The following is a 24,057-nucleotide window of genomic DNA, read 5'->3' as shown; positions in this document are numbered from 1 at the left end:
TTAAAGCCGCTGGCACACCGTAGCCACATGCTGCCCATCAAAACCGAACCCCCAGCGCATGCGACCCACGCCGGGGCGCGGTACACGGATTTCGTCGATGCCGTCGCGCTCTATGTCGAGTAGCGACTGCACGGCCAGCAATTCCAGTCCCAGCGCATCCACATCGGGGTCATACATCAAGTTAATCGTTATCAGCGGGCGCTCGTCCAGCATGCCAATCGTATCTGCTACGTCGAACACAGCACCCGTAGGGAAAACCTGGATGTCCCAGCGACCTGCGCCACACTTTCGCCTCGAGGCAGGATTGGCATAGCCCGGCAAGCCAAAGCAGAGCCCCTGCAAGAGCAGATGATATGGCAGCGGCGTATCTAGGTCGGTCTCACCGATTCCCGCATCCCCCAGGATGCGGCTTAGCGCCCGCCTCACGGTATCCTCGTTCCCATGGCACAGCCCGTCGCGAAACGCATCGACGTCTCGAATGTCTTCTGCAGTGCACTCAAACCACTCAATAATCACTAGACGCAAGGCCTGGCGAAGCTCGTTATTGGGCAATCGCAAAGCACGGAGGCGATTGCCATGCTCTGGCTCCTCAGTCATATCCGTCGTGAGAAAACCGGACAGATATAGCGCTGTCCACATGCCATCGTCAGGCGAGACATCTGGCTCTGCAGTGCCCAAACAAAGCGAGACCTCAGCGCACCCATGGGCCTCGAGCAAATCAAACAAGACCGAAAGGCGGTCGAGATTCCACCCGGCAACTACCCTACTCAGGCAATCGGCATATCCATACAGATCGGCACGCACAGGCGCCGTGCAGCCTCGGCCAAGAAAACCGATCACACGCTCTGGACTCGAGCAATAGGCCCTGCCAAACCGATACCCCTCGAGCCATTCACGCGCATCATCCAGGTATTCCTCGCGCCCAGCATGATTCAACAGAGCCTCGACCTCGGCATCCGAAAAACCGAACCATCGGTCACACCACGCCGACAGCGGCGTCGTCAGACAATACGAGCAGCCGCGCGAAGAAAGCGCCGCTTCGGCAGGACCGGGACACTCCCCCATCAGACACGTCAGCCGCAACGAATCGCGCGCAGTGGCAATGGCGTCAAACAGCACACGGTCAAGTAGTTCTGCCGGATCGGCGTCGGAAGCGTCCCTCGCGCTCGCACGGCGAGACCACGCCGCATCGTACCCATCAACGAGCAATACAACCTGCTCATCGCTGGCAATCTCCAGCAGCTCTATGAGCACGCCAAGCACCGAGGCGACCTCGTCCGCGCTCGCCGCGCCACGCGCAACACGTTCGATGTGACGCACCTTGTCTCGAGCTAAATCTGGAGCCTCCAAAAGCGCCGGCAGGCGGGCGCACTCGCCCGAAAGAGCATCGCGCACGACGTTGGCAACAGCGGGGCCACGCCTTGCAGCGCCAGAAAAGTCCAGCGATATCACCGGATAGCAAGCGTACTCATCCCGATAGCGCCCGCCGTTCGCATCCCAAATCTGAGCATCGGCAAACAAACGCTGACCAGAGCGACCGACCGCTGGACGCTCCAGAAAAGCCCTGAGCATCGACAAGTTCATGCTCTTGCCAAAACCCTCGGGTCGACAGCACACCACAACGGACGCGTCGCAGTCCAACACATCGGCAATAAACATGGTCTTGTCGACCAGCGTGCAGCAACCAAGAGCCTCCGCATAGTCGTGTATGCCAATGGGCAAAACCGCATCGTCGGCACAGCCGATCAAGCGCACGCCAAAGCCAGCAGCACAATCAACATTTGCCTGTTCAGACACCAAAACGTTCCCCCTAAATCGCAGCACGATGCCAATTGTAATGACCGCATCGCATGTACCGATGTCGCCGCGCGAACATATCGGGCAACGGTAGCAACAAGAGGTATGAGGGGGCATAACTAATCGTTGCACAACAAAACGGGGCCCGATGCATTCGCACCGGACCCCGTCCCAACTCTTTAGTTATCTGGCAACCGAGAGGCTACTCCTCCGAGCCGTCCTCCCCAGAAGCTTTCTTCTGCTGATCGAGCTTATGCTTACCACTTACGATAGACGTAGCGCCCAGTGTGGCCAAGCTTGCACTGGCAAGGCTCGCCATAACGATAAGGTCGCCCGTCTTGGGCATGTTACCGCCAGATGACTTGGTCGTTGTAGTCGTCGTGGTTGTAGTGGTCACCGTCTTGGAGTCATTTTGCTCTTGGGCCTGGTTGTCAGCACCGCTCTTGTCGTCGTCTTCGGGCTGTTTCTTTTCGCCCTCGGTCTTGCTCTCGTCCTTCTTCTGTTCGGACTTGTCGCCCTTCTCCTCAGAGCTAGAACCCTTATCGGATTCGGTCTTCTCGGAAGCCTTGTCCTTGGAGTCGCCCTTTGAGGCCTCGGTCTTTTCCGTGGAAACCTGATCAGAGTTGTCCTTGTTCTGGGCCGAGCCGTTATTGACGCCAGCCATCAGCGAAGAACCCAGCGTAGAACCAAGCTGCTCGGAGAAAGAGGGCTTCTTGTCCGGCGAAGCAACGGGAGCGTCCGGCGCTTTATTCGAGTCGTCCTTGGAAGCATCGGAATCAGGGGTTGCGTCAGAGCCGGAGCCGTTGTTAGAGCCGGTAGATGAGTTAGAGGTGTCAGCGCCGGTCGAACCAGAAGCGTCGCTGTCCGTATTGCCGGCAGAGCTTGAAGGCGAATCGCCCGCAGCAGAGCCGTTCGAATCGGAGCCGTTCGAGGTAGAGCCGTCGTTGGTAGTGCCACCAGCAGAGCCATTACCGTCAGCATCGGTCGAGGGCGCATCCATCCTGTCATCGTTGGCATCGTCACTCGAGTCGTCATTCGAATCAGGTGTCGGCGAGGGCGCCGGTGTGGGCTCGGGCTGCACGGGCGTCGCGGCGGCAGCCTCGTCCTCAGCGATATAAACCAAGCAGTCCTTTAGCTCGTTGCGGTAGCGGTTCTTCCAGCCCTCATGATACTGGGGTTGGCTCGAATACTTGGTCGCCACGTTATTGACCACGCTGTTGGAAAGCGCCGTCACAAACTCGCGATCGGACATATCGTTGGAAAGATTCGCCCAGCGGAAAAAGTCCCTGCAGCCACCAGTGCCGCACATGTTGGTAATGCTCCACACCATTCCCTTGACGCAGTCAGCGCGGCCCGAAATATCAATACCCAGGCCGCTCTTGAGCCACGCCTCGGTCACCGCATAGTACGAGTTGTACGCATAAGCATCTTGAAGTGCTGAGAACTCAACAGGATCGGTGTTGTAAGCACCCTGGAAGGCCTCCTGCGCAATACGGCCCAACTCGGTGAGCTGGCCGTTCTCGTACATGGCATTGCTCGTGTTGGAAATCTCGCTGCCGCGATCAATCGCATCCTTGAGCATGCTGTACTTGGCAGAATCGTAGTTGTAAACCTGCTTCATAAACGGAATGAGCGACCAGCGGCGATCAAACTGATAGTAACCCAGTGCGTTATAGCCGTCACCAAACGAAAATCCCTGGTTGTAGTTACCATGGCTCTCGTACTTGGTAAAGTACTTCATCTCGGGAGTCACGTTGACAAACGAAACGCCCTGGACCGACCTCAGCACGCCCGAGAAGGACTGCTGGGTGTAGAGACCTTTATCGATATCGGTGGCATCCGAGGCAACGCCCGGCGTGGGCTCCTCGGCAGCGGCGGGTGCCGGCGCGGAAACGGCGCCAAACGAAAGCGCCAACGTCAGGCCCGCGACAATCGCAGAATGCTTGGGCTGCATAAGATCCTCCCTGCATTGGTGTAGTTATAGTTCAGTTTGCAAAGATAAAAATAAGTATTGCAGCTCGCCCGTTGTTGCACAACAACCCCTCGGTAAACGGCAACAACCCTCCGCGAAATCTTAAGGAATTAGACAAACTGGTCATCGGGCGCCAACAGAAGCTCGCCGTAACGTTTCGTCAGCCCGTCTCTCAACTGACAGAAAGCGGGAATATAGACGTTCAAGATGCGCTGAATCAAATCTTGAGCGAGCTTGTTGTCGTAGATATGGACGTTCGTATTGCGGTCTCTGAGCATATCCAGCCAGGCTGCCTCATCAATAAAGTCGTAGAATCGGTAGGACTCCTTCAAGATGGCACGAGGAGACCCCGACGCGGCAAGCGTGGCGCCCTCATACTCGAGCAGACGCTTAAGGAGCTTCCAGCTCAGTTCAAATTGAAGATTGAACTTATTAATCAATCCACTCTGAACAAAATCATTGTTGAGATCCTGATTGGGCGCATCCTCAAGATTCGCCAAGGCGCTGGCAAAGTTCTCATATTTTTTCATACAGAATCACACCATCCCTGGCAATTTCATCGAGCAATTGCTGCGATAAGGACTCGTCGAGATTGACGACATCTACATCTAAAAGAGTATCAAGACGCTCCTCGATCAAATATGAGAAACGGCCGAAATCCTGACAACCTGCTACGGCGATGTCAATATCGCTCTTAGGCAAACCGTCACCTCGAGCGCGAGAACCAAACAGCACAACCTTCTCGGTATCACATTCCCGAGCAAAAACTTCGATTTGCTTGTACACCTTATCGAGAGATGTCATTTGCAGCCCTACAACTTAATGTCAAAGTTGATCTCGGGGACGGCGGCCAAGTCGGCCAACGTCACGCCATCTACGTACTTTTCGATCACGTCGTCTAGGCCGCGCCAGAACTTGACGGTCGAGCACAAATCGCTGCGGGTGCAGCTGTTGTCGATGCCGTCGCACGCCACGGGCGCCGTGCTGCCCTCGACAACGCGCAGGATGTCGCCGGCACGCACCTCGGCCGGGTCCTTGGCCATCATGTAGCCGCCGCCCTTGCCGCGCACGCTCTTAAGCAAGCCAGCCTTCATAAGCGGACGCACCAGCTGCTCCAAATACTTTTGCGAGATATGCTCGCGGTCGGCAACCTCGCGCAGAGCAATCTTGCCCTCGGCGTCACCGAGCGCCGCGATATAGATCATCAGCCGGAGGGCATAGCGGCCCTTGGAAGAAATGAGCATACCTACCCTCCCATCGCATCTGGGACAACATAACCAGGTTTGTTTGTCCCAAATCTTAAGTAAGTGGGACAAACACAACAGGTTATTTTGTCCCAGAATTTGAAAAGTCGAGTGGATTAGTCGGGTTTTCCCTTGACTAACGCCGAACCCATAGTAACTTTATTCCGAGAAGATTCCTAGGGTTTAGTACACCTATGAGTACACCATATACAGAGAGGGACAGCATGAGCGCAAATCCGCTGCTTTCCATCGAAGGTCTGACCGCCTCCGTGGACGAGAAGACCATCCTCCACAACGTCAACCTTAACGTCGCCGCCGGCGAGACCCACGTGCTGATGGGACCCAACGGCGCCGGCAAGTCCACCCTCGGCCACCTGGTCATGGGCGACCCCGTTTACACGGTCAACGACGGCCGCATCGTCTTTGACGGCCAGGACATCACCGAGCTCACCACCGACAAGCGCTCGCGCGCCGGCCTGTTCCTGAGCTTCCAGGCCCCGGTCGAGATCCCGGGCGTGCCGCTGTCGAGCTTTTTGCGCGCTAGCATCGCCGGCCACCCCGGTCTGGAGATGAAAGGCAAGGAGTTCCGCCGTCGCGTAAAGGAGCTCGCGGCCGAGCTCAACATGGACACCGCCTACCTCAACCGCGAGCTGGGCGTGGGCTTCTCGGGCGGCGAGAAGAAGAAGGTCGAGATGCTCCAGCTCCTGCTGCTGCAGCCCAAGCTCGCCATCTTGGACGAGACCGACTCCGGCCTGGACGTCGACGCCCTGTCCACCGTCAGCCACGGCATGGACGCCTACCGCAAGAGCTGCGACGGCTCCATGCTCATCATCACGCACAACACGCGCATCCTGGAGCACCTGGATGTCGACCGCGTCCACGTTATGGTCAAGGGCCACATCGTGCGCGAGGACGACGCCTCGCTGATCCCCTGGATCGACAAGAACGGCTTTGAGACCTTCGAGCGCGAGGCCGCCGAGCAGCGCGCGCAGGCCGAGGCTGCCGCTGCCGAGCAGGCGTAAAGGGGCGAAGCAATGACCAAGAACCGCACCGAGGTCGCGGACATCGACCGCAGCCTCTACGACTTCACCTATGGCGAGGAGGGATTCGAGCGCCTCGACGCCGGCATCACGCCCGACATCGTGCGCGAGATCAGCGCCAAGAAGGACGAGCCGCAGTGGATGCTCGACCTGCGCCTCAAGTCCCTCGAGATCTTCAACCGCTTCCCCGATCCGACGTGGGGCCCCTCCATCGAGGGCCTGGACATGGACAACATCGTCACCTACGTCAAGCCCAACACCGACCAAAAGCACGACTGGGAGTCGGTGCCCGACGACATCAAGAACACTTTTGAGCGCCTGGGCATCCCCGAGGCCGAGCGCAGCTATCTGGCGGGCGTCGGCGCACAGTACGACTCCGAGCTCGTCTACCACAACATGCAGGACACCGCATCCAAGATGGGTATCGTCTACTCCGGCATCGAAGAAGCCCTGCACGATCCGCAGTGGGAGCCGCTCATCCACGAGAAGTTTATGACGCTCATCCCGCCCACCGACCACAAGTTTGCGGCCCTGCACGGCGCCGTGTGGTCGGGCGGCTCGTTTGTCTACGTGCCCAAGGGCACCAAGCTTGACTTCCCGTTGCAGAGCTACTTCCGTCTTAACGCCAAGGGCGCCGGCCAGTTTGAGCACACGCTCATCATCGTCGAGGACGATGCCGACCTGCACTTCATTGAGGGTTGCTCCGCGCCCAAGTACAACGTGGCCAACCTCCACGCCGGCGCCGTCGAGCTCTTTGTGGGCAAGCGTGCGCACCTGCGCTACTCTACCATCGAGAATTGGTCCAAGAACATGTACAACCTCAACACCAAGCGTGCGCGCGTGGACGAGGACGGCGACATCGAGTGGATCAGCGGCTCCTTCGGTAGCCACGTGGGCTACCTCTACCCCATGAGCGTGCTCAGCGGACGCCGCGCCCGCTCGAGCTTTACCGGCATCACCTTTGCCGGCGCCGGCCAGAACCTGGATACCGGCTGCAAGGTCGTGCTCAACGCGCCCGATACTTCGGCAACCGTCGAGACCAAGGGCATCTCCAAGAGCGGCGGCATCCAGACCTTCCGCAGCTCCATCGTGGCCACGCCCAAGGCCGAGGGTTCCAAGGCAACCGTGAGCTGCCAGTCGCTCATGCTCGACGACCAGAGCCGCTCCGACACCATCCCCGCCATGGACATCCGCGCCAAGAATGTCGACATCGGCCACGAGGCCACCATCGGCCGTATCGGCGACGATAAGGTGTTCTACCTGATGAGCCGCGGTATCTCGGAGGAAGAAGCCCGTACCATGATCGTCAACGGCTTTGCCAACCCGGTCTCCAAGGAGCTACCGGTGGAGTACGCCGTCGAGATGAACAACCTGATCAAGCTCGAGATGGAAGGAGCGATCGGATAATGAAACAGACCACGAACACCGCTGCTACCACCCTTGAGCAGGTCAATGCGATGCCGGCTGCCACATGGGGCTGGCTGAAGATGAACCAGACCAAGCTCGAGCTCTCTGACGAGCTTGCCGCCGCTCCCGCCGAGACCGTTAAGGTTGAGGGCTTGGACGAGCAATTTGCTGCCGTGGCAGACGCGTTCGACGCCGCCATGGACGCCATGGCCGAGCGCTTCCCCGAGCGCCGCGCCTCCGCGCCCGGCGATGCCGCCGACCGCGCCCGCATCACGCCCGAGACCGAGCTCGACGTGCCCGCCACCTCCGTCTACCAGGCCGGTGCCATTAAGCTGGAGGAGGAGCTCTCCCCCGCTGAGGCCTTCGAGACTGGCATGGGCGAGGCTGCCTACACCTACCTGGCCGACCACGCCACCAAGCGCGTCGTCATCGATGTGCCCGCATACAAGCACGCCACGGTTACCGTGCGTGTGAGCGGTGTCGATGCCGCCGCGGCCATCGCCGCCATCGACGTCGTCGTCCGTCCCCAGTCGACGCTCGACCTGCAGATCGCCCTGGACTCCCCCGTTGCCGGCGAGGGCGTCGTGGGATCCGTGCTGCGCGTGTGCGCCCACGAGTACGCCACCGTCAACGTGGCCTGCACGCAGACGCTCGACGATAGCTGGATCGCACTCGACGATACCGGCCTGTTCCTGGACGAGGGCGCGCGCGTCAACGTGCGACACACCGTCCTGGGTGCCGGCGCCAGCGCCACCGGCCTTGCCGGCGACCTGCTGGGCGATACCGCCAAGGTCACCATCGATACTGACTACCTTGGCGCCCGTGAGCAGGTGCGCGACTTTAACTACGAGCTGCGCCACCGCGGTCGCAAGACCGAGTGCGAGATCGACGCCAACGGCGTGCTGACCGGCACGTCCAAGAAGGTCTACCGTGGCACCATCGACCTCGTGCACGGCTGCAAGGGTGCAACCGGCACCGAGCGCGAGACGGTGCTTTTGGCCAACAAGGGCGTCGACAACAAGACCATTCCCGTCATTCTCTGCGACGAGGACGACGTCGCCGGCAACCACGGCGCCACCATCGGTCACGTCCGCGACGAGCAGCTGTTCTACCTCGCCTGCCGCGGTCTTGACCAAAACGCCGCCGAGGACCTGTTCATCCGCGCCAAGCTGGAGGACGCCGCGCTTTCCGCCACCGACGAGCGCACCCGCGCCGGCATCGTCCGCCTGGGCAACAACCTGATCGACAACTTTGAAGAGGAGCTCGCATGATCGACACCGAGCACGTTAAATGCAACACCTGTACCGCACCGGAGCCTATGGAGCTCGACGCCAGCGACGAGGCCTCGCGCGGCTGGCCTACCGTCGACATCGAGACCAATCCCTACAAGGCGCAATTCCCGCTTTTCCAGCAGCACCCCGAGATCGCCTTCCTCGATAGCGCCGCCACCGCGCAGCGCCCCGCCTGCGTGCTTGACGCCGAACGCGACTTCTACCAGCGCATGAACGCCAACCCCCTGCGCGGCCTGTACTCGCTGTCCGTCGAGGCAACCGACGCCATCGCGAAGGTCCGCCAGCAGATCGCCGACCTCATCGGCGCCTCACAGGCCAACGAGGTCGTCTTCACCCGCAACACGAGCGAGTCGCTCAACCTGGTCGCCAAGAGCTTTGCGCCCACAGTGCTCAAACCGGGCGACGAGGTCGTCATCACCATCATGGAGCACCACTCCAACCTGATTCCGTGGCAGCAGGTCTGCCGCGAGACCGGCACCAAGCTCGTCTACCTCTACCCCACCAAGAACGGCCAGCTCACCACCGAGGAGGTTCTTGCCAAGGTGGGTCCCAAGACCAAAATTCTGGCCGTGGGTCAGGTTTCTAACGTGCTGGGCGTCGAGAACCCGGTCAAGAACCTCGGCAAACTCGTGCACAAGTACGGCGGCTACCTGGTCGTCGACGGTGCGCAGTCGCTGCCGCACATGCCGGTCGATGTGGCCGACCTGGGCGCCGACTTCTTTGCCTTTAGCGCGCACAAGGCCATGGGCCCCATGGGCATCGGCGTGCTGTGGGGCAAGATGGACCTGCTCAACGCCATGCCGCCCATGCTCACCGGCGGCGAGATGATCGATTCGGTCACCGAGCAGGACGCCGTCTGGGCGCCCGTCCCCGAGAAGTTCGAGGCCGGCACGCAGGACGCCGCCGGCATATTCGCCACGGGTGCGGCACTCGACTACCTCGTCAACACGGTTGGCTACGAAAACATCCAGGCACGCGAGCAGGCACTCGTCCACTACCTGATGGGCGAACTCATGCAGCTCGACTTTGTCCAGATCATCGGCTCCATCTACTGGGACAACCATCACGGCGTCGTCAGCTTTAACGTCAAGGGTATCCACCCGCACGACGTCGCGAGCATCATGGACATGGACGGCGTGTGCATCCGTGCCGGTCACCACTGCGCGCAGCCGCTGCTTACCTGGCTGGGCGTCGAGAACCTCGCCTGCTGCCGCGCCAGCGTGGCCTTCTACAACGACAAGGCCGACATCGATAAGTTCATCGCCGGCCTGCATCACGTTTGGAGCACGTTCAATGGGTAATCTGTACACCTCCACCACGTTTATGGAGCACAACTCGCACCCCGACTACAAGTACGAGATGGATGCCCCCACGCACGAGCACGACGGCATCAACCCCAGCTGTGGCGACGAGCTCACCTTGCAGCTGCGCGTCGAGAACGGTGTGATCGAGGAGGCCTCCTTTACCGGTCATGGCTGCGCCATCAGCCAGGCCAGCGCCGACATCATGGCCGACCTCATCACCGGCGAGACCGTCGAGGAAGCTCACCGCCTGGCAGAGCTCTTCCTCGCCATGATCCGCGGCGAGCAGCTCTCCGAGGAAGATCTGGAAGACCTGGACGAAGCCGCCCAGCTCCAGGACATCTCGCACATGCCCGCCCGCGTCAAATGCGCCGAGCTCGCCTGGCGCACCCTCGACGGCATGCTCACGGGACAAAATAATCAGTAGTATTTGTCCCAAATCTTAAGAATTTTGTTGGCCGAATCGCTTGACTAAGAGTGGTTCGGCCATTTTCTATTCCGAGAGCTCGGCCTGTGCCTTCACCCGCGCATAAGCGCGCACGATACGAGAGACGGTACTTTTGCCAATCCCGGTATACCGCTCAATCTGGCGCACCGTAAAACCGGCATCGTGCAATCCAACAATAACGGTATCGCGCTGCGCCGGCGGTGCAGTTTTAACCACATTGAGCGGAACCCCGAGGCTCTTCGCCATCTTGTCGGCAAAGGCGTGGCGTTCCCACTCCGTCTCTTTCATATCGCACAGAGCTGGCTCACTGCCGTCGGGCGTCGAAAGCGAATAGGCAATAAAGCCCTCGGCAGAGCCAAAAAGCTCAAGCACGCAAGAAGGATCAGAAAATCCCCTCACGACATCGGCCGCGTCACCGTCGTAAGCGCACAAATGCTCCGCAAAGCTACTCCAGGGATAACGCTCGATTAGGCTAACGCCCGCCTCCTGCGGATCGGCGTGTACGGAGCGAATAGCCTCCATCACCTGCCAGTCGGTATCGAGCGAGCGCCGGTCAAAACGGTTCTGGAACAGATGCCCTGTGCGCCCCGTGCGTTTATTGAACCGCCGCGCGTACGTCAAAAGCAACCGGTGCATCGCCGCGCTCATCCTGTCCTCGTAATCTGTAAGCACCAAATGCACGTGATTGCCCATAAGGCACCAGGCGATAACCGTCACACCCTCCTCGCAGCAGCACTCGCGCATCAGCTCCAAAAACTCCCACCGGTCTTCATCGCCCTCAAAGATGAGCTGCTTGCCCGTACCGCGGGCACAGACATGGTAAAAGCCGGTAACCGTTTTCCAAACGCGCTGCATGGCGCTCCCTTCGCCGGGATCTGCTTGCCATCCAATACAGCACGATTGAAGCGTGCCATCAAAACATTCACGCAAAACAATACACTCGCGCGGCCAAAGGCAGTAATCAGGCGGCGAACGGCACCGTTGCAACAGGTCAACCCCTGTAACGCTTACAAGAGCTGACCAAAAGCTTGCCCAAGAAGGACCCCCTCTACGGAAGTTCACGACCACATAACATAGGGTTAAACCGTTTCAATTAAAACTTCCGGACTTCTCGCTACGAAAACTGAGCCGTTCGCCGAATATTCCGTGCATTTCGCGGTATTATAGGGGCTGCATGTCATGTCCCTTTCGAAGGGTCGCCCGGCAATCGCCAGCCACGACCCCCAGACGGGACGCCAACACGATAGAGAGGAGAGGCATGCAGTACTCACAGGAAGTGGAGAACATGTGCCCCGTTGCCAAGGGTGCATACCACGGCCCCGCACCCATCCCCGAGGAGGGCAAGTGGGTCCAGGCTAAGGAGATTTCCGACATCTCCGGTCTTACGCACGGTGTGGGTTGGTGCGCACCTCAGCAGGGCGCCTGCAAGCTCACGCTGAACGTCAAGGACGGCATCATCGAGGAGGCCCTCGTTGAGACCATCGGCTGCTCGGGCATGACCCACTCTGCCGCCATGGCTTCCGAGATCCTTCCCGGTAAGACCATCCTCGAGGCCCTCAACACCGACCTCGTCTGCGACGCCATCAACGTTGCTATGCGCGAGATCTTCCTGCAGATCGTTTACGGCCGCAGCCAGACCGCGTTCTCCGAGGGCGGCCTGCCCGTGGGCGCCTCCCTCGACGACCTCGGCAAGGGCCTTCGCTCTCAGGTCGGCACCATGTTCGGCACCAAGGCCAAGGGCGCTCGTTACCTCGAGCTCGCCCAGGGCTACGTCACCCGCATGGCTCTCAACGACAAGAACGAGATCATCGCATTCGAGTTCCTGAACCTCGGCAAGTTCACCGACGCCGTCAAGGCCGGCAAGACCCCCGAGGAGGCCATCGCTGGCGCTATGGGCCACTATGGTCAGTGGGAGAACGCTGCCAAGTACATCGACCCGCGCACCGACGAGGAGACTCACTCCGTCGCCAGCGTGTTCCCGGTTCACGAGTAGAAAGGGAGGGAAATAACTATGACTGTTACGTTCGAAGGTTACGAGCGCCGCGCTGACAAGATCAACAAGTGCCTCGCCGACAACGGCATCGCCTCCCTCGAGGAAGCTCTGCAGATCTGCACCGACAAGGGCTTCAACCCGCGTGAGATCGTCAACAACACCCAGTCCATCGCCTTCCAGAACGCTGAGTGGGCCTACACCCTCGGCTGCGCTCTCGCCGTCAAGCGCGAGGCCAAGACCGCTTCTGAGGCTGCTGCCATCATCGGCGAGGGCATCCAGGCCTTCACCGTTCCCGGCTCCGTCGCCGAGGACCGCAAGGTCGGTCTGGGCCACGGCAACCTGGGCGCTATGCTGCTCTCCGACGACACCGAGTGCTTCGCCTTCCTGGCCGGCCACGAGTCCTTCGCTGCCGCTGAGGGCGCTATTGGCCTGGCTCTGAACGCCAACAAGGCTCGCAAGAAGCCGCTGCGCGTCATCCTCAACGGTCTGGGCAAGGACGCTGCTCAGATCATCGCCCGCATCAACGGCTTCACCTATGTGAAGACCCAGTTCGACTACTACACGGGCGAGCTCAAGGTCGTCGAGACCATCCCCTACTCCGATGGTCCCCGCGCTGCCGTTAACTGCTACGGCTCCGACGACGTCCGCGAGGGCGTTGCCATCATGTGGCACGAGAACGTCGACATCTCGATCACCGGTAACTCCACCAACCCCACGCGCTTCCAGCACCCCGTCGCTGGCACCTACAAGAAGGAGCGCATCGAGGCTGGCAAGAAGTACTTCTCCGTCGCTTCTGGTGGCGGCACTGGCCGTACCCTGCACCCGGACAACATGGGCGCCGGCCCTGCCTCTTACGGCATGACCGACACCATGGGCCGTATGCACTCCGACGCCCAGTTCGCCGGTTCTTCCTCCGTGCCTGCGCACGTTGACATGATGGGTCTCATCGGCATGGGCAACAACCCCATGGTCGGTGCCACCGTCGCCTGCGCCGTCGCCGTCGAGGAGGCCCTCAAGGCCTAATCGCGCTTGCGCGATGCTCATATAGTTGAGCTTTGGAGCCGCTATCCACTTGGGTAGCGGCTCTTTTTTGTCCCTCCCTCAGTTGCGGTGAAATAGTTCCTAAACAGCCGCCCCATCCTTCCAAACAGGAACTATTCCACCGCAACTTCTTAGCGGGCGTTAAGGTATCGGTGACGCCCACCTTCCAATTTGGCCCTTTACCGATTTATCCAATCTTTGCGATACCTTTGCCGATCACCCGTGCGACAATGCGCCGGACGAGAAAGGAATCCGATGGAATCGACTGATGTACTGGTAATTGGATCTGGCATTGCGGGCCTTTGCGCCGCCATCGAAGCGGCACGCACGGGTGTAACCGTCGCTGTGGCAAGCGCCGGCAAGACCATGAGCGGATCGAGCTTTTTCCCGGGCACCTGGGGCCTCGGCCTGATTGGTCCCGTCGACGAAGACGACGAGCAGGACCTCATCGACACCATCCAGACCGTCGGCGGCGGCGTTGCCGACCCCGAACTCGTCCAGACGTTTGTCCACGGTATTCCTCAGGCCATCCAATGGCTCGAGCAGGATCTAGGTGTTGAGCTCCAGCGTCCGCAAAGTGCCGAAAGCGCCCAGCAGAAGCAGTTTATCCCCTGCTTTGACCATAAGACGCGTATGTGGCGCGGCCTCACCCGCAAGCCGCTTGAGGACGCGTGTACGGCCCAAATCGAGTTGCTTGGCATTCGCCTGTTCCCCCGCCACGAACTTATCGACCTTGTTGAGGATGCGAACGGAAAGATTGTCGGCGCAGTGCTCTATGACCGTGCAAACGAGCATCTCGTGCCTATGGCAGCCAACGCCACTATCATCGCCGCCGGAGGCACGGGCGGACTGTTCGAGCGCAGCCTCACTTCGGCAGACGTGCTCAGCTCCTCGCAGGCCATCGCACTGGTGCACGGTGCGTCCCTTACTAATATAGAGTTCATGCAGATGATGCCGGGCTTCATTGAGCCTAAGCGCAACCTGGTCTTTAACGAGAAGACCTGGCGCTACGTCACATTTGACCAACCGATCGATATTGCCGACGACAAGCTGGACGACCTGCTCGATCAGCGCTCCGGATATGGTCCCTTCACGTCACGCTTGGCCTCCCGCGCCATCGATCTTGCCATCGATCAAGCGGGTGCCGAAGGCCTCGCGCTCCACTACGACTTCCCCCGCGAGAACGTCCCCGAGTTTGTGCAGACCTTTGCCACTTGGCTACAAGACGAGCATAGCATCGCGCCGACCGACGAGATGCGCGTGGCGATGTATGCCCACGCCGCCAACGGCGGTATCAAGATCGACAAGACCGCGTGCACGGGCGTTGAGGGCCTCTACGCCTGTGGCGAGGCAACAGGCGGCATGCACGGCGCCGACCGCATCGGCGGCCTGTCAAGCGCCAACGGCATCGTGTTTGGGCGCATCGCTGGCGCATCGGCAGCCCTTGCAGCGCAGAAAGAGCCTGAGGCAGCTCTGAAAGCGGATATCGCCCTCCCCCAGTACGGCATTGCCACAACAGATGCCGAACGCCTGACGCACGGCCTCAAACACACGATGAGCACCTATTGCATGATCAACCGCACAGAGACGGGCCTATCCGAGGCACTACACGAGCTTGAGGGCTTGAAGACGGAGGCAACGACCTTGAGCACGCAGAAAGTCCTGGACAGCGAAGTCGCAGCCCTCGCCCGCCTGCAATCGCAGATTCAACTAGCACAGGAAATGGTCAAAGCCATGCGTAAGCGAACCGAAAGTCTCGGATCGCACTATCGAGCAGACTAAGCTGAGCACCCATCTAGAGCAGAACACAACTAATCGATATCTATGGGCCCCGTGAGCTCAAAGCGACACGGGGCCCATTCGTGTCCGCACGACAGCGTATCCTTATTCTTAATACAGAGTCGACATAGTCCACGTAGACAAATGAACAGAAAGGAAGAGATATGGACAGCAGGGATATCGAGAAATTGCGTGTCGAACTTGACAGCTACACCCATGTAGAAGACGGCGTTGAGTATTGGCTCGCACGCGATTTAATGGAGCCCCTCGGATACGCCCAATGGCGTAATTTTGAGACTGCGGTTAAGAGATCCATGGCATCGTGTGACACCAATAAAATGCCTGTTGCCGCCCATTTTGCTGAGGCCAGCAAAATGGTAGATGCCGGCATCGCCAAACGAGCCGTAAAAGACTACAAGCTGACACGCTACGCATGCTATTTAATCGCCCAAAACGGAGACCCAAACAAACCTGAAATCGCGCTCGCACAGGCGTACTTCGCCGTGCAGGCGGCCGTTGCGGCGCTTTGCGCCTTGCGCGCTGCGCTGGTAAATGCTTACGCATTTCCTCAGCTCCGCGCCCTTTCGGGTTCGACCCCATGAAAGGTCAACAAAAAAAGACGGCCAACCGAAGTTGACCGTCTTAACATTCTTTGGTGGGCCGTCAGGGGGTCGAACCCTGGACCTTGGGATTAAGAGTCCCCTGCTCTACCAACTGAGCTAACGACCCAAAGCTAAAGTCCATTGTGGCGGACTTTAGAGGAGATATCGTGTGGTGGGCCGTCAGGGGGTCGAACCCTGGACCTTGGGATTAAGAGTCCCCTGCTCTACCAACTGAGCTAACGACCCGATATCAACACGAAGCAAGAACTGGGGTGGGTAAAGGGACTCGAACCCTCGACCTACGGGACCACAACCCGTCGCTCTAGCCAACTGAGCTACACCCACCGTGTCCTGTGCGCTTCGCGCTCGACTATTATCGCAAGGAACGCCACGCGATGCAAGCCCCAATTTTCAAGAATTTTGAAAAGAGTTTTTCGAGCGCGTTTCGAGCAATTCCCACCGGTTTCATAGGAGTAAACTTGCCCCACTGCAAATGCTCGAAAGGACCAGCATGAAAGAACTCTCCAACCGTACGGCGAGATTTACCGATTCGGTCATCCGCCGCATGACGCGCATCTCTAATAAGTACGGCGCCGTCAACCTCTCGCAGGGCTTCCCTGACTTCGATCCTCCTGTGCAGCTGCTCGAGAGCCTGAGCACCATCGCCAGCGACCCCAAGCCGCTCTATCACCAGTACTCCATCACTTTGGGCTCCCAGGCCATGCGCGAGGCACTCGCGGCCAAGCAGGAACACTTTATGGGCATGCCGATCAACCCCAACGAGAACATCGTAGTCACATGCGGCTCCACCGAGGCCATGATGGCCGCCATGATGACGGTCACGAACCCCGGAGACAAGGTCGTCATCTTCTCGCCGTTCTACGAGAACTACGGCGCCGACACGATTCTCTCGGGCGCTGAGCCCATCTATGTGCCGCTCAACCCGCCCACGTTCGACTTCGATCGCGAGGTCCTCGAGGCGGCCTTCCGCGACAACGAGCCCAAGGCCATCGTCCTGTGCAACCCGTCCAACCCCTGCGGCAAGGTCTTCACGCGCAAGGAGCTCACCTTTATCGCCGACCTCTGCAAAAAGTACGACGCCTACTGCATCACCGACGAGGTATACGAGCACATCGTCTACGCACCCCATGAGCACGTCTACATGGCCACGCTGCCTGGCATGTTCGAGCGCACCATCAGCTGCAGCTCGCTGTCTAAGACCTACTCCATCACCGGCTGGCGCCTGGGCTACACCATCGCCCCGGCCGAGATTACCGAGCGCATCAAGAAGGTCCACGACTTCCTCACGGTGGGCGCCGCCGCTCCCCTGCAGGAAGCCGTCGTTACCGCTCTCAACTTCGACGACAGCTATTACGATGAGGTCCTCGACCTCTATACCGCCAAGCGCGACCTGTTCTGCCAAGGGCTCGATAGTATCGGACTTAAGCACAACGTACCGCAGGGCGCCTATTACGTGATGATGGATATCTCGGAGTTCGGCTACGACAGCGACCTCGAGTTCTGTGAGGACCTCGCGTCTAAGGTTGGCGTGGGCGCCGTTCCCGGCTCGAGCTTCTTCCGCGAGCCCGTCAACCATCTGGTCCGCTTCCACTTTGCCAAGCGAGACGAAACACTCAACGCCGCGCTGGAGAACCTCAAGTCCCTGCGTGATAAAATCAAGCCGCGCGGGTAAGGGCGGCCCGGCAACTAAAGCAACCAAAGAGGCCCCGCATCGCCCGTCGCGTTGCAGGGCTTCTTTTTATAGTGCTTTCTTAATTTAGAGCGCTATATTTTAGTCAAGGGACAACTCGCCCAAGAGAGGGACGCTATGGCAGAGCAGCAGCTTATCGGAGCACTCGAGGCCGGCGGCACCAAGATGGTCTGCGCCACGGGCTATGCGGACGGCACGGTCCTGGAGCGCGAGCAGATCGCGACCACGACCCCGCAGGAGACCGTTGAGGCCGTCAACGCATGGTTTGCCGACAAGGGCATCGCCGCGCTGGGCATCGGCGCCTTTGGCCCCACCGCGGTCAACCCTGCCTCGCCCCAGTACGGCAAGATCTTGGAGACGCCCAAGACCGCATGGCGTTACTTTGACCTACTAGGCACCATCCAAAACGAGCTCAAGGTCCCCTGCGGCTACGATACCGACGTCAACGTCGCCTGCTTGGGCGAGGTCACCTTTGGCTGCGCGCAGGGCCTCACCGACGTGGTGTACCTGACGATCGGCACCGGCGTGGGTGCCGGCGTGCTTTCGGGCGGCCAGCTCGTCCACGGCATGATGCATCCCGAGGCCGGCCACATCCTGGTCACGCGCGACCCGCGCGACACCATTGGCGAGCATAGCGCCTGCCCCTTCCACGACAACTGCCTCGAGGGCCTCATCGCCGGTCCCGGCGTTAAAAAGCGCTGGGACGGCAAGAGCGCCGGAGACATGGCCGATGACCCGGAGGCCATGGACCTGCTCGCAGGCTATCTGGCACAGGCGCTCATGACCTACACGCTGTGCTATGCCCCGCAGAAGATCATCATCGGCGGCGGCGTTGCCGACCACACCCCCATCGTGCCGCTCGCACGCAAAAAGTGCGCCGAGATGCTCAACGGCTACATCGTCACTCCCGAGGTCAACGACATCGATACCTACATCGTCAACAATAGCCTCGAGGGCAAGCAGGGCATCATGGGCTGCCTGGCCCTGGGTGCCGCCGCGCTTCAGCTGTAGGCGCGCCAAAGGGGCGCCGCAACGTCCAGCAATCCCATTCAACGGTATAACGCCGCCACGCCCCGAATAAGCCCCCAAACAAAGAAAGGCCGCCTAGGACCAAGCAATGTGTCCTAGGCGGCCTTTTTAGCACATATGAGCGATCGTAGAAGATATCGAAGCACAACGCCCGTCATCGCTCCGCAGCAATCGATCATCACGTCGGTGATCATGCCGGCGCGACCGGGCACAAAGAGCTGAATCGTCTCGTCAATCGATGGGATCAGCAGCAAAAACACCGCCGTGGGAAGCAGCACGTCAAAGGTGCGACGACCCTCGATATCGAAAGCGTGCGTCGCCAGAATACCGAGCACCATGTACTCGGTAAAATGCGCGCACTTGCGAATGACGAAGTTGGTCACCCACTCATACGGAAGCCCTATGCCGTGGAAAAAGCCGCGAACGGCCTCCATAATCGACAAGCTCAATGAACCGGACCCCGTGCCGGGAACCATCGAATTGCCCCAGATGAGCAGCACCATCAGGCAGGTCGCAACCGCCCATTTTCGATCGAGTTTAAGCATGCAGAAGTTATGCCTCCGCACAGAGCGGCTCAAAGCTGGCGGTGCCACCCTCGATAACGCTCAGATAGGCACGGCCTGTGCGCCTCACCGCTGCAGACTGCAGGCGGTCGATCTCCTCCTCGAGGATCTGATTGACGCGCTCGTGACGACGGTTCTCCATGATGCCAGCAGCGATGGCCTCGGCACGCTCGATACCCTCGCGCGAGATGCGGGCGGTATCCTCGGGGAACACAGCGCTGTGGCGACCGACGTAAGCGGGGGCAGCGGGCTGAGGAGCAGGCGTAAACACCGGAGCGGCAACGGAAGCAGGCTCGACGACCTCGTCCAAAATTGCGGCAGCGGCTGCCCACATGCCCTCGTGGCCCGAATAATCGGCCATGGGGACGTCTTCCTCGGAAGTCGCATCGACAGGATCGTCGACTACGACGGACTGGGACGCGGAGGCCGGGACATCGACCGGGGCAGCGACCACATACGGCATGTCGTTCGAGATGACCGGCTCGTCAAGGTCATCGAGATCGATAGCTGCAGCAGAGGCGTCGCTGATGATCGGCATGTTGGCTAGGTTCGCGTTGTACGGCACCGCCTCCGCCGCCTGCTGCTGTGCAGGGGCGCCCCACAGCGAGCTTTCGGCAGCGCGGCGGGCGGCAATAGTCTCCTCGTCGACGGCCAGCGGCTCGTTGGCGTAAGGGTCAGCGGCGGTGGCGGCGGCCGGAGTCACGGGCACGGCAGTGTCATACGTAACGGATTGAGCCGTGGCGGCGTTGTTGGCGGCGTTAGCCACGGCAGCCACAAAGGCGGCCGTGCTGCCCGCAGGAGCGGCATGAGAGCCCGAGACGGCACGCGCAGCGGCAGCGATGTCATCGCGGTTATAGGAGCCGGTCTGCCCGCCGTAGGTGAGTTCGTCGATAGCGACCTGGTAGACGTCGCGTGAGCGCGTGGGGTCGCAGCTGACTGGCGAATCGTCGTCGAGCATGCTATCGATCATGGACCAGGCGTCGGCCTCGCTCATGGCGTCTGCGGCGCGGGCGATGGTGGGGACGCCATCGTCGGCACGGCGGCGCTGGAAGGCACCGGTCAGGCCGGAGAAAACCGAAGAGGGCTGCGCAGCGTTTGCCTGAACGGCAGGAGCCGCAGCAGCAACGCCCTGAGGGGCAGCCCACTGCTGTTGAGCGGGCATCGAGGCGGTCTGGAACTCATTTTGATGCTGGCTGACGTTCGCAGCGCCACCCATGGCGTCGGGCTCGAACAGGCGCTCGGCATGCTGCGCGCGATATTCAGAAATGCCGAGCGAGGCGGCATAGATACCCACGCCCGCCACCGCACCCACGGCAAAGGGAACAGCGCCCGCGACGACCGTCTCGTTCACCGACGAAAACGGCAGCGTGGCAGCATACATCACCACGGGAGCGGCAAGGCCGATTCCGCAGGAAAGTCCAGCAAGGACTGCTCGTTGTGTTGCATCAGAAGAAGCCATGAGTCTCCCCATCTTCCAGCACCAAAATCGCATCATTCAGTTGGCTGCGCGAGAGAAGATGAAGCGGGGCTATGCCCCAAAGCAACGGTATATGGTTCGTTTCATCTGCGTTTTCCGTCGCGAAGCTTAACAGCTATTATGCGAAACCCCCTTGGGGATTGCAAGCGACGAAGCGGGATTGAAACGGGAAAATCGCTGCTTGCCGGTCGTGAGGTCAATAACCGCTGGCGAGCGGCTATACGAAAAGGGCCAGGATCTAAACCCCGGCCCTTCTGGCATGTCTATGGTTGTTGTCGCGTGCAGCGAACGGCCTAGAACGTCTGCTCGTAATCGCTGTGCTTTTTTGCCGAACGCACCAGGAACTCCTGGTTGGTATTGGTGCCCTTGAGGCCCTTGATAAACGACGCGGCCGCGCGCTCGGTATTGTTCATGCCGGCGAGGATACGGCGCAGGCCAAAGACAAACGGGCGCATCTGCTCGTCGACCAGCAGATCCTCGTTGCGCGTGCCCGAGGCAACGGGATCGATGGCCGGGAAGATACGGCGGTCGGCCAGGTCGCGGTCGAGCTTGAGCTCCATGTTGCCGGTACCCTTGAACTCCTCAAAGATGACCTCGTCCATCTTGGAGCCGGTATCGATGAGGGCGGAGGCCAGGATGGTAAGCGAGCCACCGTTCTCGATGTTGCGGGCAGCGCCCAAGAAACGCTTGGGCGGATAGAGCGCCGCCGAATCGACACCGCCCGACAGGATACGGCCCGAGGCGGGAGCTGCCAGGTTGTAGGCGCGGGCAAGGCGCGTGATAGAGTCGAGCACCACCACGACGTCGCCACCCAGCTCCACGATGCGTTTGGCACGCTCAATCACGAGCTCTGCCACGCGAGTATGGTTGTCGGCGGGCATATCGAAGGTCGAGGCCACGACCTCGCCCTTGATGGAGCGCTGCATATCGGTGACCTCTTCGGGGCGCTCGTCGACGAGCAGGCAGATGAGGTGCACCTCAGGATTGTTGATTGAGATAGACTGGCAGATCTTCTTGAGGATCGTGGTCTTGCCGGCCTTGGGCGGCGACACGATCAGACCACGCTGGCCCTTGCCGATCGGCGACACGATGTCGATAGCGCGACCGGTAATGGAATCCTTGCCGTGCTCCATACGCAGAGGCTCATTGGGATAGACCGGCGTGAGGTCGCCGAACTTGGGGCGGTTACGGGCCTGCTCGGGATCAAGGCCGTTGACGGTTGTGATCTTGGCAAGGCCGGCGCGCTTGTCGCCGCCGCGTGAGGGGCGCAGCGAGCCCTCGATCACGTCGCCCGTACGCAGGCGTGCGGAACGGATGAGATATGCGGGAACAAAGGCGTCGTCGCTGGACTTCATGTAGCCGTGGGCATGGATGATCCCGGAGCTGTCCGGGCGAATCTGCAGAATGCCCTTAATGTCACGGAAGCCCTCAGCCTTCGCAGCGGTGGTGTAGATTTCCTCGACGAGCTCGGCCTTCTTCTTGCCGGTCGTCTCGATCTCGAACTCCTTGGCCTTTTCGCGCAGCTCGGCAACCTTCATGGCCGCGAGTTCCTCGCGCGAAAGCGTAGGCTCGGTGGGGGCGGCGTTGCGCTCCTTGTTGCGCTGCTTGCGATCGCGCTGACGGTTGCGGCGATCGTTGTTGCGCTCGTCTTTGCGCTCGTTGCGCTCGTCGTTGCGCTTGTGCTGACGGCGGTTGGGGCGGGCGTTCTCGTCGGACTCGGCGGTCGTGGCGCCCTTGGCCGCCGAAGTTGCCGTGTCGGTGTCGGCCGGGACTTCGTTATCGGCCTTGGTATCGGCATCGGCATTGGGCTCGGCATCGGCTTGCTGCTCGACAGCCTTAGCCTTTGCAGACTTCTTGCGCGTACGCTTGGGCTTCTCGGCTGCCGGCTGACCGGTGTTCTCGGCATCGGAAGCGGAGTCGACGGTTGCCTCGGCGATCTCGTTGCCCGAGTCCTCGGACGTGTCCTTTTTCGAACCCTTGGCCTTGGACGAGCGCTTAGCGGCCGTGCGACGGCTGCGACCGGGACGAACATCGGCGGGCTCGTCCTCGGCGGGTGCTCCGACCTCGGTGGCAGCGGTTCCCTGGGCAGGAGTGTCGGCGACGGGCGCGGGCGCGGCGGTCATCGCGGCATCCTGAGCTGCGGCTGCTGCGGCGGCGGCAGCCTTCTCGGCCTCGACGAAGGCCTTGGGCTTGCGGCCGCGACGGTGCGGGCGAAGAGCGGGATCGACAACGGGAACCTCGTTGGCCTCGGCAGGTGTTGCAGACTCAGAGGGCTGCTCACCCTCCCCTACCACAGAACGAGCCGGAGCTTCACCGGACTCTTGAGCCGCCTGCTCAGCATCCTGCTGAGACTTGGCCGCACGACGACGCGTGCGCGGAGCCGGCTTCTCGGTCGGCTGCCCCGCGACAGGGGCCTCGGTGGCCGCAGGCGCCTCGGAGACGACCGGCGCTGCAAGCTCGGTCAGTGCCGCGGCCTCGCGCTCGGCAGCACGACGACGGGCGCGCACAACCTGAGCCTCGCTAATCTGCGCCAGCGCACGGGCCTGCGCGACCTCATCGGAAATGGGGGCCGAGGCATCGGCGGCAACGGGCCGCTTCGCGCGCGTGGTGCGCGTCGTGCGACGCTTGGGCTTTGCAGCCTCCTCGCCGTCAGCGGCGGGCTTAGACGCACGGCGTATGCGCTTGGGCTTTACGGGCGCGGCATCCTCTTCGGCCGCAGGGGCAACGCCCTCGCCAGCGGCAGGCGAGACCTTCTCAGCCGATGCGGGCGCAGGCGTCGAAGCGGCCTTGAAGGCCTCAGGAACCGAGGCCTGCACCGGCGCAGGCTTCACGGCCTGGTCCGACGCAACCGGTGCAGCGGGAGCGGTTTGCGCCGTCGTTATTTCGTTTTCTTGCTGTTGATCAGACACAGTGTTTGCTCAACTTTCTTTTCAAGCCCTGTGATCACATGCTCCCTGCATAAACCTTCAGGGCGGCTAAACAGTCTAGCTCCGTACAAAAACGACGGACATCATTGATCTGTATCGAGATGATTGCGTCATATACGCTGCGTAAGTGTAGCACAACCGCCACCACCTGCAACTTAGTCATTGGACGTTCTTAAACGCCCAGTCATCAGGGACACTCCTCCTCAAAAGTGTCTTAATCAAAAGCGCCTTGAAATGTCGCGCTAGAGGAGTGAAACCGTGGCATCCGGAATAGCCACGCCACGAATCGCGCTTATCTACTACGTTTGACCCACGACCCCTGACCATTCCCTCGATCTTCCTAAAATCGCAAGCCCGCTACCTGCACTGATAATTGTTCTCGGGGGAAGCGGGCACTGCGGGGCGCGGCGACAGCGCGCGATTTCCGCGTCGCA

The 24,057-nt window shown here is 60.5% G+C and carries 20 protein-coding genes and 3 tRNA genes; 11 read left to right on the top strand and 12 right to left on the bottom strand.

Annotation, left to right across the window (positions count from 1 at the left end; genetic code table 11):
• The 5 genes from AB5767_RS08120 to AB5767_RS08100 form a co-directional block, all read right to left on the bottom strand.
• Complete coding sequence (locus AB5767_RS08120) at window positions 1–1,797, bottom strand: AAA family ATPase (RefSeq protein ID WP_368132148.1); 1,797 nt, start codon at window positions 1,795–1,797, stop codon at window positions 1–3.
• A 202-nt stretch (window positions 1,798–1,999) separates the two neighbouring features.
• Complete coding sequence (locus AB5767_RS08115) at window positions 2,000–3,751, bottom strand: VgrG-related protein (protein ID WP_316366650.1); 1,752 nt, start codon at window positions 3,749–3,751, stop codon at window positions 2,000–2,002.
• Between the two features lie 128 nt (window positions 3,752–3,879).
• A complete protein-coding gene (locus AB5767_RS08110; RefSeq protein WP_035138648.1) occupies window positions 3,880–4,299 on the bottom strand; it encodes an HI0074 family nucleotidyltransferase substrate-binding subunit in 420 nt (139 codons plus the stop codon).
• Window positions 4,286–4,573: a nucleotidyltransferase family protein gene (locus tag AB5767_RS08105; protein ID WP_316366652.1), complete on the bottom strand. Its 288-nt coding sequence runs from the start codon at window positions 4,571–4,573 to the stop codon at window positions 4,286–4,288. Before AB5767_RS08105 ends, AB5767_RS08110 begins: the two co-directional genes overlap by 14 nt.
• Before the next feature lie 8 nt (window positions 4,574–4,581).
• Window positions 4,582–5,013 carry an RrF2 family transcriptional regulator gene (locus tag AB5767_RS08100; RefSeq protein WP_368132147.1) on the bottom strand — a complete coding sequence of 144 codons (432 nt, stop codon included), beginning with the start codon at window positions 5,011–5,013 and terminating at the stop codon, window positions 4,582–4,584.
• Between the two features lie 224 nt (window positions 5,014–5,237).
• Here AB5767_RS08100 and sufC point away from each other — a divergent pair, with 224 nt between their 5' ends.
• From sufC to sufU, 5 genes are read left to right on the top strand one after another with little or no spacing between them, the layout of a single operon-like run.
• Window positions 5,238–6,035: a Fe-S cluster assembly ATPase SufC gene (gene sufC, locus AB5767_RS08095; protein ID WP_368132146.1), complete on the top strand. Its 798-nt coding sequence runs from the start codon at window positions 5,238–5,240 to the stop codon at window positions 6,033–6,035.
• A 12-nt stretch (window positions 6,036–6,047) separates the two neighbouring features.
• On the top strand, window positions 6,048–7,460 hold the full coding sequence (sufB, locus tag AB5767_RS08090; RefSeq protein ID WP_368132145.1) for a Fe-S cluster assembly protein SufB: 1,413 nt from the start codon (window positions 6,048–6,050) through the stop codon (window positions 7,458–7,460).
• Window positions 7,460–8,731 (top strand): SufB/SufD family protein, encoded by a 1,272-nt coding sequence (locus AB5767_RS08085; RefSeq protein ID WP_368132144.1) that lies wholly within the window; start codon window positions 7,460–7,462, stop codon window positions 8,729–8,731. Before sufB ends, AB5767_RS08085 begins: the two co-directional genes overlap by 1 nt.
• Window positions 8,728–10,053: an aminotransferase class V-fold PLP-dependent enzyme gene (locus AB5767_RS08080; protein ID WP_368132143.1), complete on the top strand. Its 1,326-nt coding sequence runs from the start codon at window positions 8,728–8,730 to the stop codon at window positions 10,051–10,053. The genes AB5767_RS08085 and AB5767_RS08080 overlap by 4 nt, the downstream gene beginning before the upstream one ends.
• A complete protein-coding gene (gene sufU / locus AB5767_RS08075) occupies window positions 10,046–10,480 on the top strand; it encodes a Fe-S cluster assembly sulfur transfer protein SufU (RefSeq protein WP_138340649.1) in 435 nt (144 codons plus the stop codon). Before AB5767_RS08080 ends, sufU begins: the two co-directional genes overlap by 8 nt.
• A 66-nt stretch (window positions 10,481–10,546) precedes the next feature.
• On the opposite strand, the gene AB5767_RS08070 is transcribed toward sufU, so the two are convergent.
• Complete coding sequence (locus AB5767_RS08070; RefSeq protein WP_368132142.1) at window positions 10,547–11,356, bottom strand: transposase; 810 nt, start codon at window positions 11,354–11,356, stop codon at window positions 10,547–10,549.
• 403 nt (window positions 11,357–11,759) lie between these two features.
• Here AB5767_RS08070 and AB5767_RS08065 point away from each other — a divergent pair, with 403 nt between their 5' ends.
• From AB5767_RS08065 to AB5767_RS08050, 4 genes are all read left to right on the top strand, one after another.
• Window positions 11,760–12,494 carry an iron-sulfur cluster assembly scaffold protein gene (locus tag AB5767_RS08065; RefSeq protein WP_006235554.1) on the top strand — a complete coding sequence of 245 codons (735 nt, stop codon included), beginning with the start codon at window positions 11,760–11,762 and terminating at the stop codon, window positions 12,492–12,494.
• 18 nt (window positions 12,495–12,512) lie between these two features.
• A complete protein-coding gene (locus tag AB5767_RS08060) occupies window positions 12,513–13,517 on the top strand; it encodes a GGGtGRT protein (protein WP_161160877.1) in 1,005 nt (334 codons plus the stop codon).
• Between the two features lie 273 nt (window positions 13,518–13,790).
• Window positions 13,791–15,317 (top strand): FAD-dependent oxidoreductase, encoded by a 1,527-nt coding sequence (locus tag AB5767_RS08055; protein ID WP_368132141.1) that lies wholly within the window; start codon window positions 13,791–13,793, stop codon window positions 15,315–15,317.
• A gap of 161 nt (window positions 15,318–15,478) precedes the next feature.
• Window positions 15,479–15,916, top strand: a complete 438-nt coding sequence (locus tag AB5767_RS08050; protein ID WP_368132140.1) for a BRO family protein — start codon at window positions 15,479–15,481, stop codon at window positions 15,914–15,916.
• 51 nt (window positions 15,917–15,967) lie between these two features.
• Here the strand turns inward: AB5767_RS08050 and AB5767_RS08045 are convergent.
• The 3 genes from AB5767_RS08045 to AB5767_RS08035 form a co-directional block, all read right to left on the bottom strand.
• Window positions 15,968–16,043 (bottom strand) — tRNA-Lys (locus tag AB5767_RS08045).
• A gap of 43 nt (window positions 16,044–16,086) precedes the next feature.
• Window positions 16,087–16,162, bottom strand: a tRNA-Lys gene (locus tag AB5767_RS08040).
• Between the two features lie 22 nt (window positions 16,163–16,184).
• Window positions 16,185–16,261: transfer RNA gene (locus tag AB5767_RS08035), tRNA-His, on the bottom strand.
• A gap of 166 nt (window positions 16,262–16,427) precedes the next feature.
• Between AB5767_RS08035 and AB5767_RS08030 the strand changes: the two genes are divergently transcribed.
• Window positions 16,428–17,609 (top strand): pyridoxal phosphate-dependent aminotransferase, encoded by a 1,182-nt coding sequence (locus tag AB5767_RS08030; RefSeq protein WP_368132139.1) that lies wholly within the window; start codon window positions 16,428–16,430, stop codon window positions 17,607–17,609.
• Between the two features lie 135 nt (window positions 17,610–17,744).
• Window positions 17,745–18,638: an ROK family protein gene (locus AB5767_RS08025; protein WP_368132138.1), complete on the top strand. Its 894-nt coding sequence runs from the start codon at window positions 17,745–17,747 to the stop codon at window positions 18,636–18,638.
• A 113-nt stretch (window positions 18,639–18,751) separates the two neighbouring features.
• On the opposite strand, the gene AB5767_RS08020 is transcribed toward AB5767_RS08025, so the two are convergent.
• The 3 genes from AB5767_RS08020 to rho all read right to left on the bottom strand — a co-directional run bounded on the left by AB5767_RS08020 (window position 18,752) and on the right by rho (window position 23,527).
• The gene (locus AB5767_RS08020; RefSeq protein WP_368132137.1) at window positions 18,752–19,201 is read right to left on the bottom strand and encodes a VanZ family protein; all 450 of its coding nucleotides are present in this window, start codon (window positions 19,199–19,201) and stop codon (window positions 18,752–18,754) included.
• Between the two features lie 7 nt (window positions 19,202–19,208).
• A complete protein-coding gene (locus AB5767_RS08015) occupies window positions 19,209–20,678 on the bottom strand; it encodes a hypothetical protein (RefSeq protein WP_368132136.1) in 1,470 nt (489 codons plus the stop codon).
• Window positions 20,679–20,989: 311 nt separating this feature from the next.
• Window positions 20,990–23,527, bottom strand: coding sequence for a transcription termination factor Rho (rho, locus tag AB5767_RS08010; RefSeq protein ID WP_368132135.1), 2,538 nt, complete (start codon window positions 23,525–23,527; stop codon window positions 20,990–20,992).
• Between the last annotated feature and the right edge of the window lie 530 nt (window positions 23,528–24,057).

This window comes from Collinsella aerofaciens, from assembly GCF_040926265.1.
Lineage (GTDB): Bacteria > Actinomycetota > Coriobacteriia > Coriobacteriales > Coriobacteriaceae > Collinsella > Collinsella aerofaciens_BB.
Note: the sequence above shows the minus strand (reverse complement) of the source record. Positions and strands in the feature narration are given on the sequence as shown.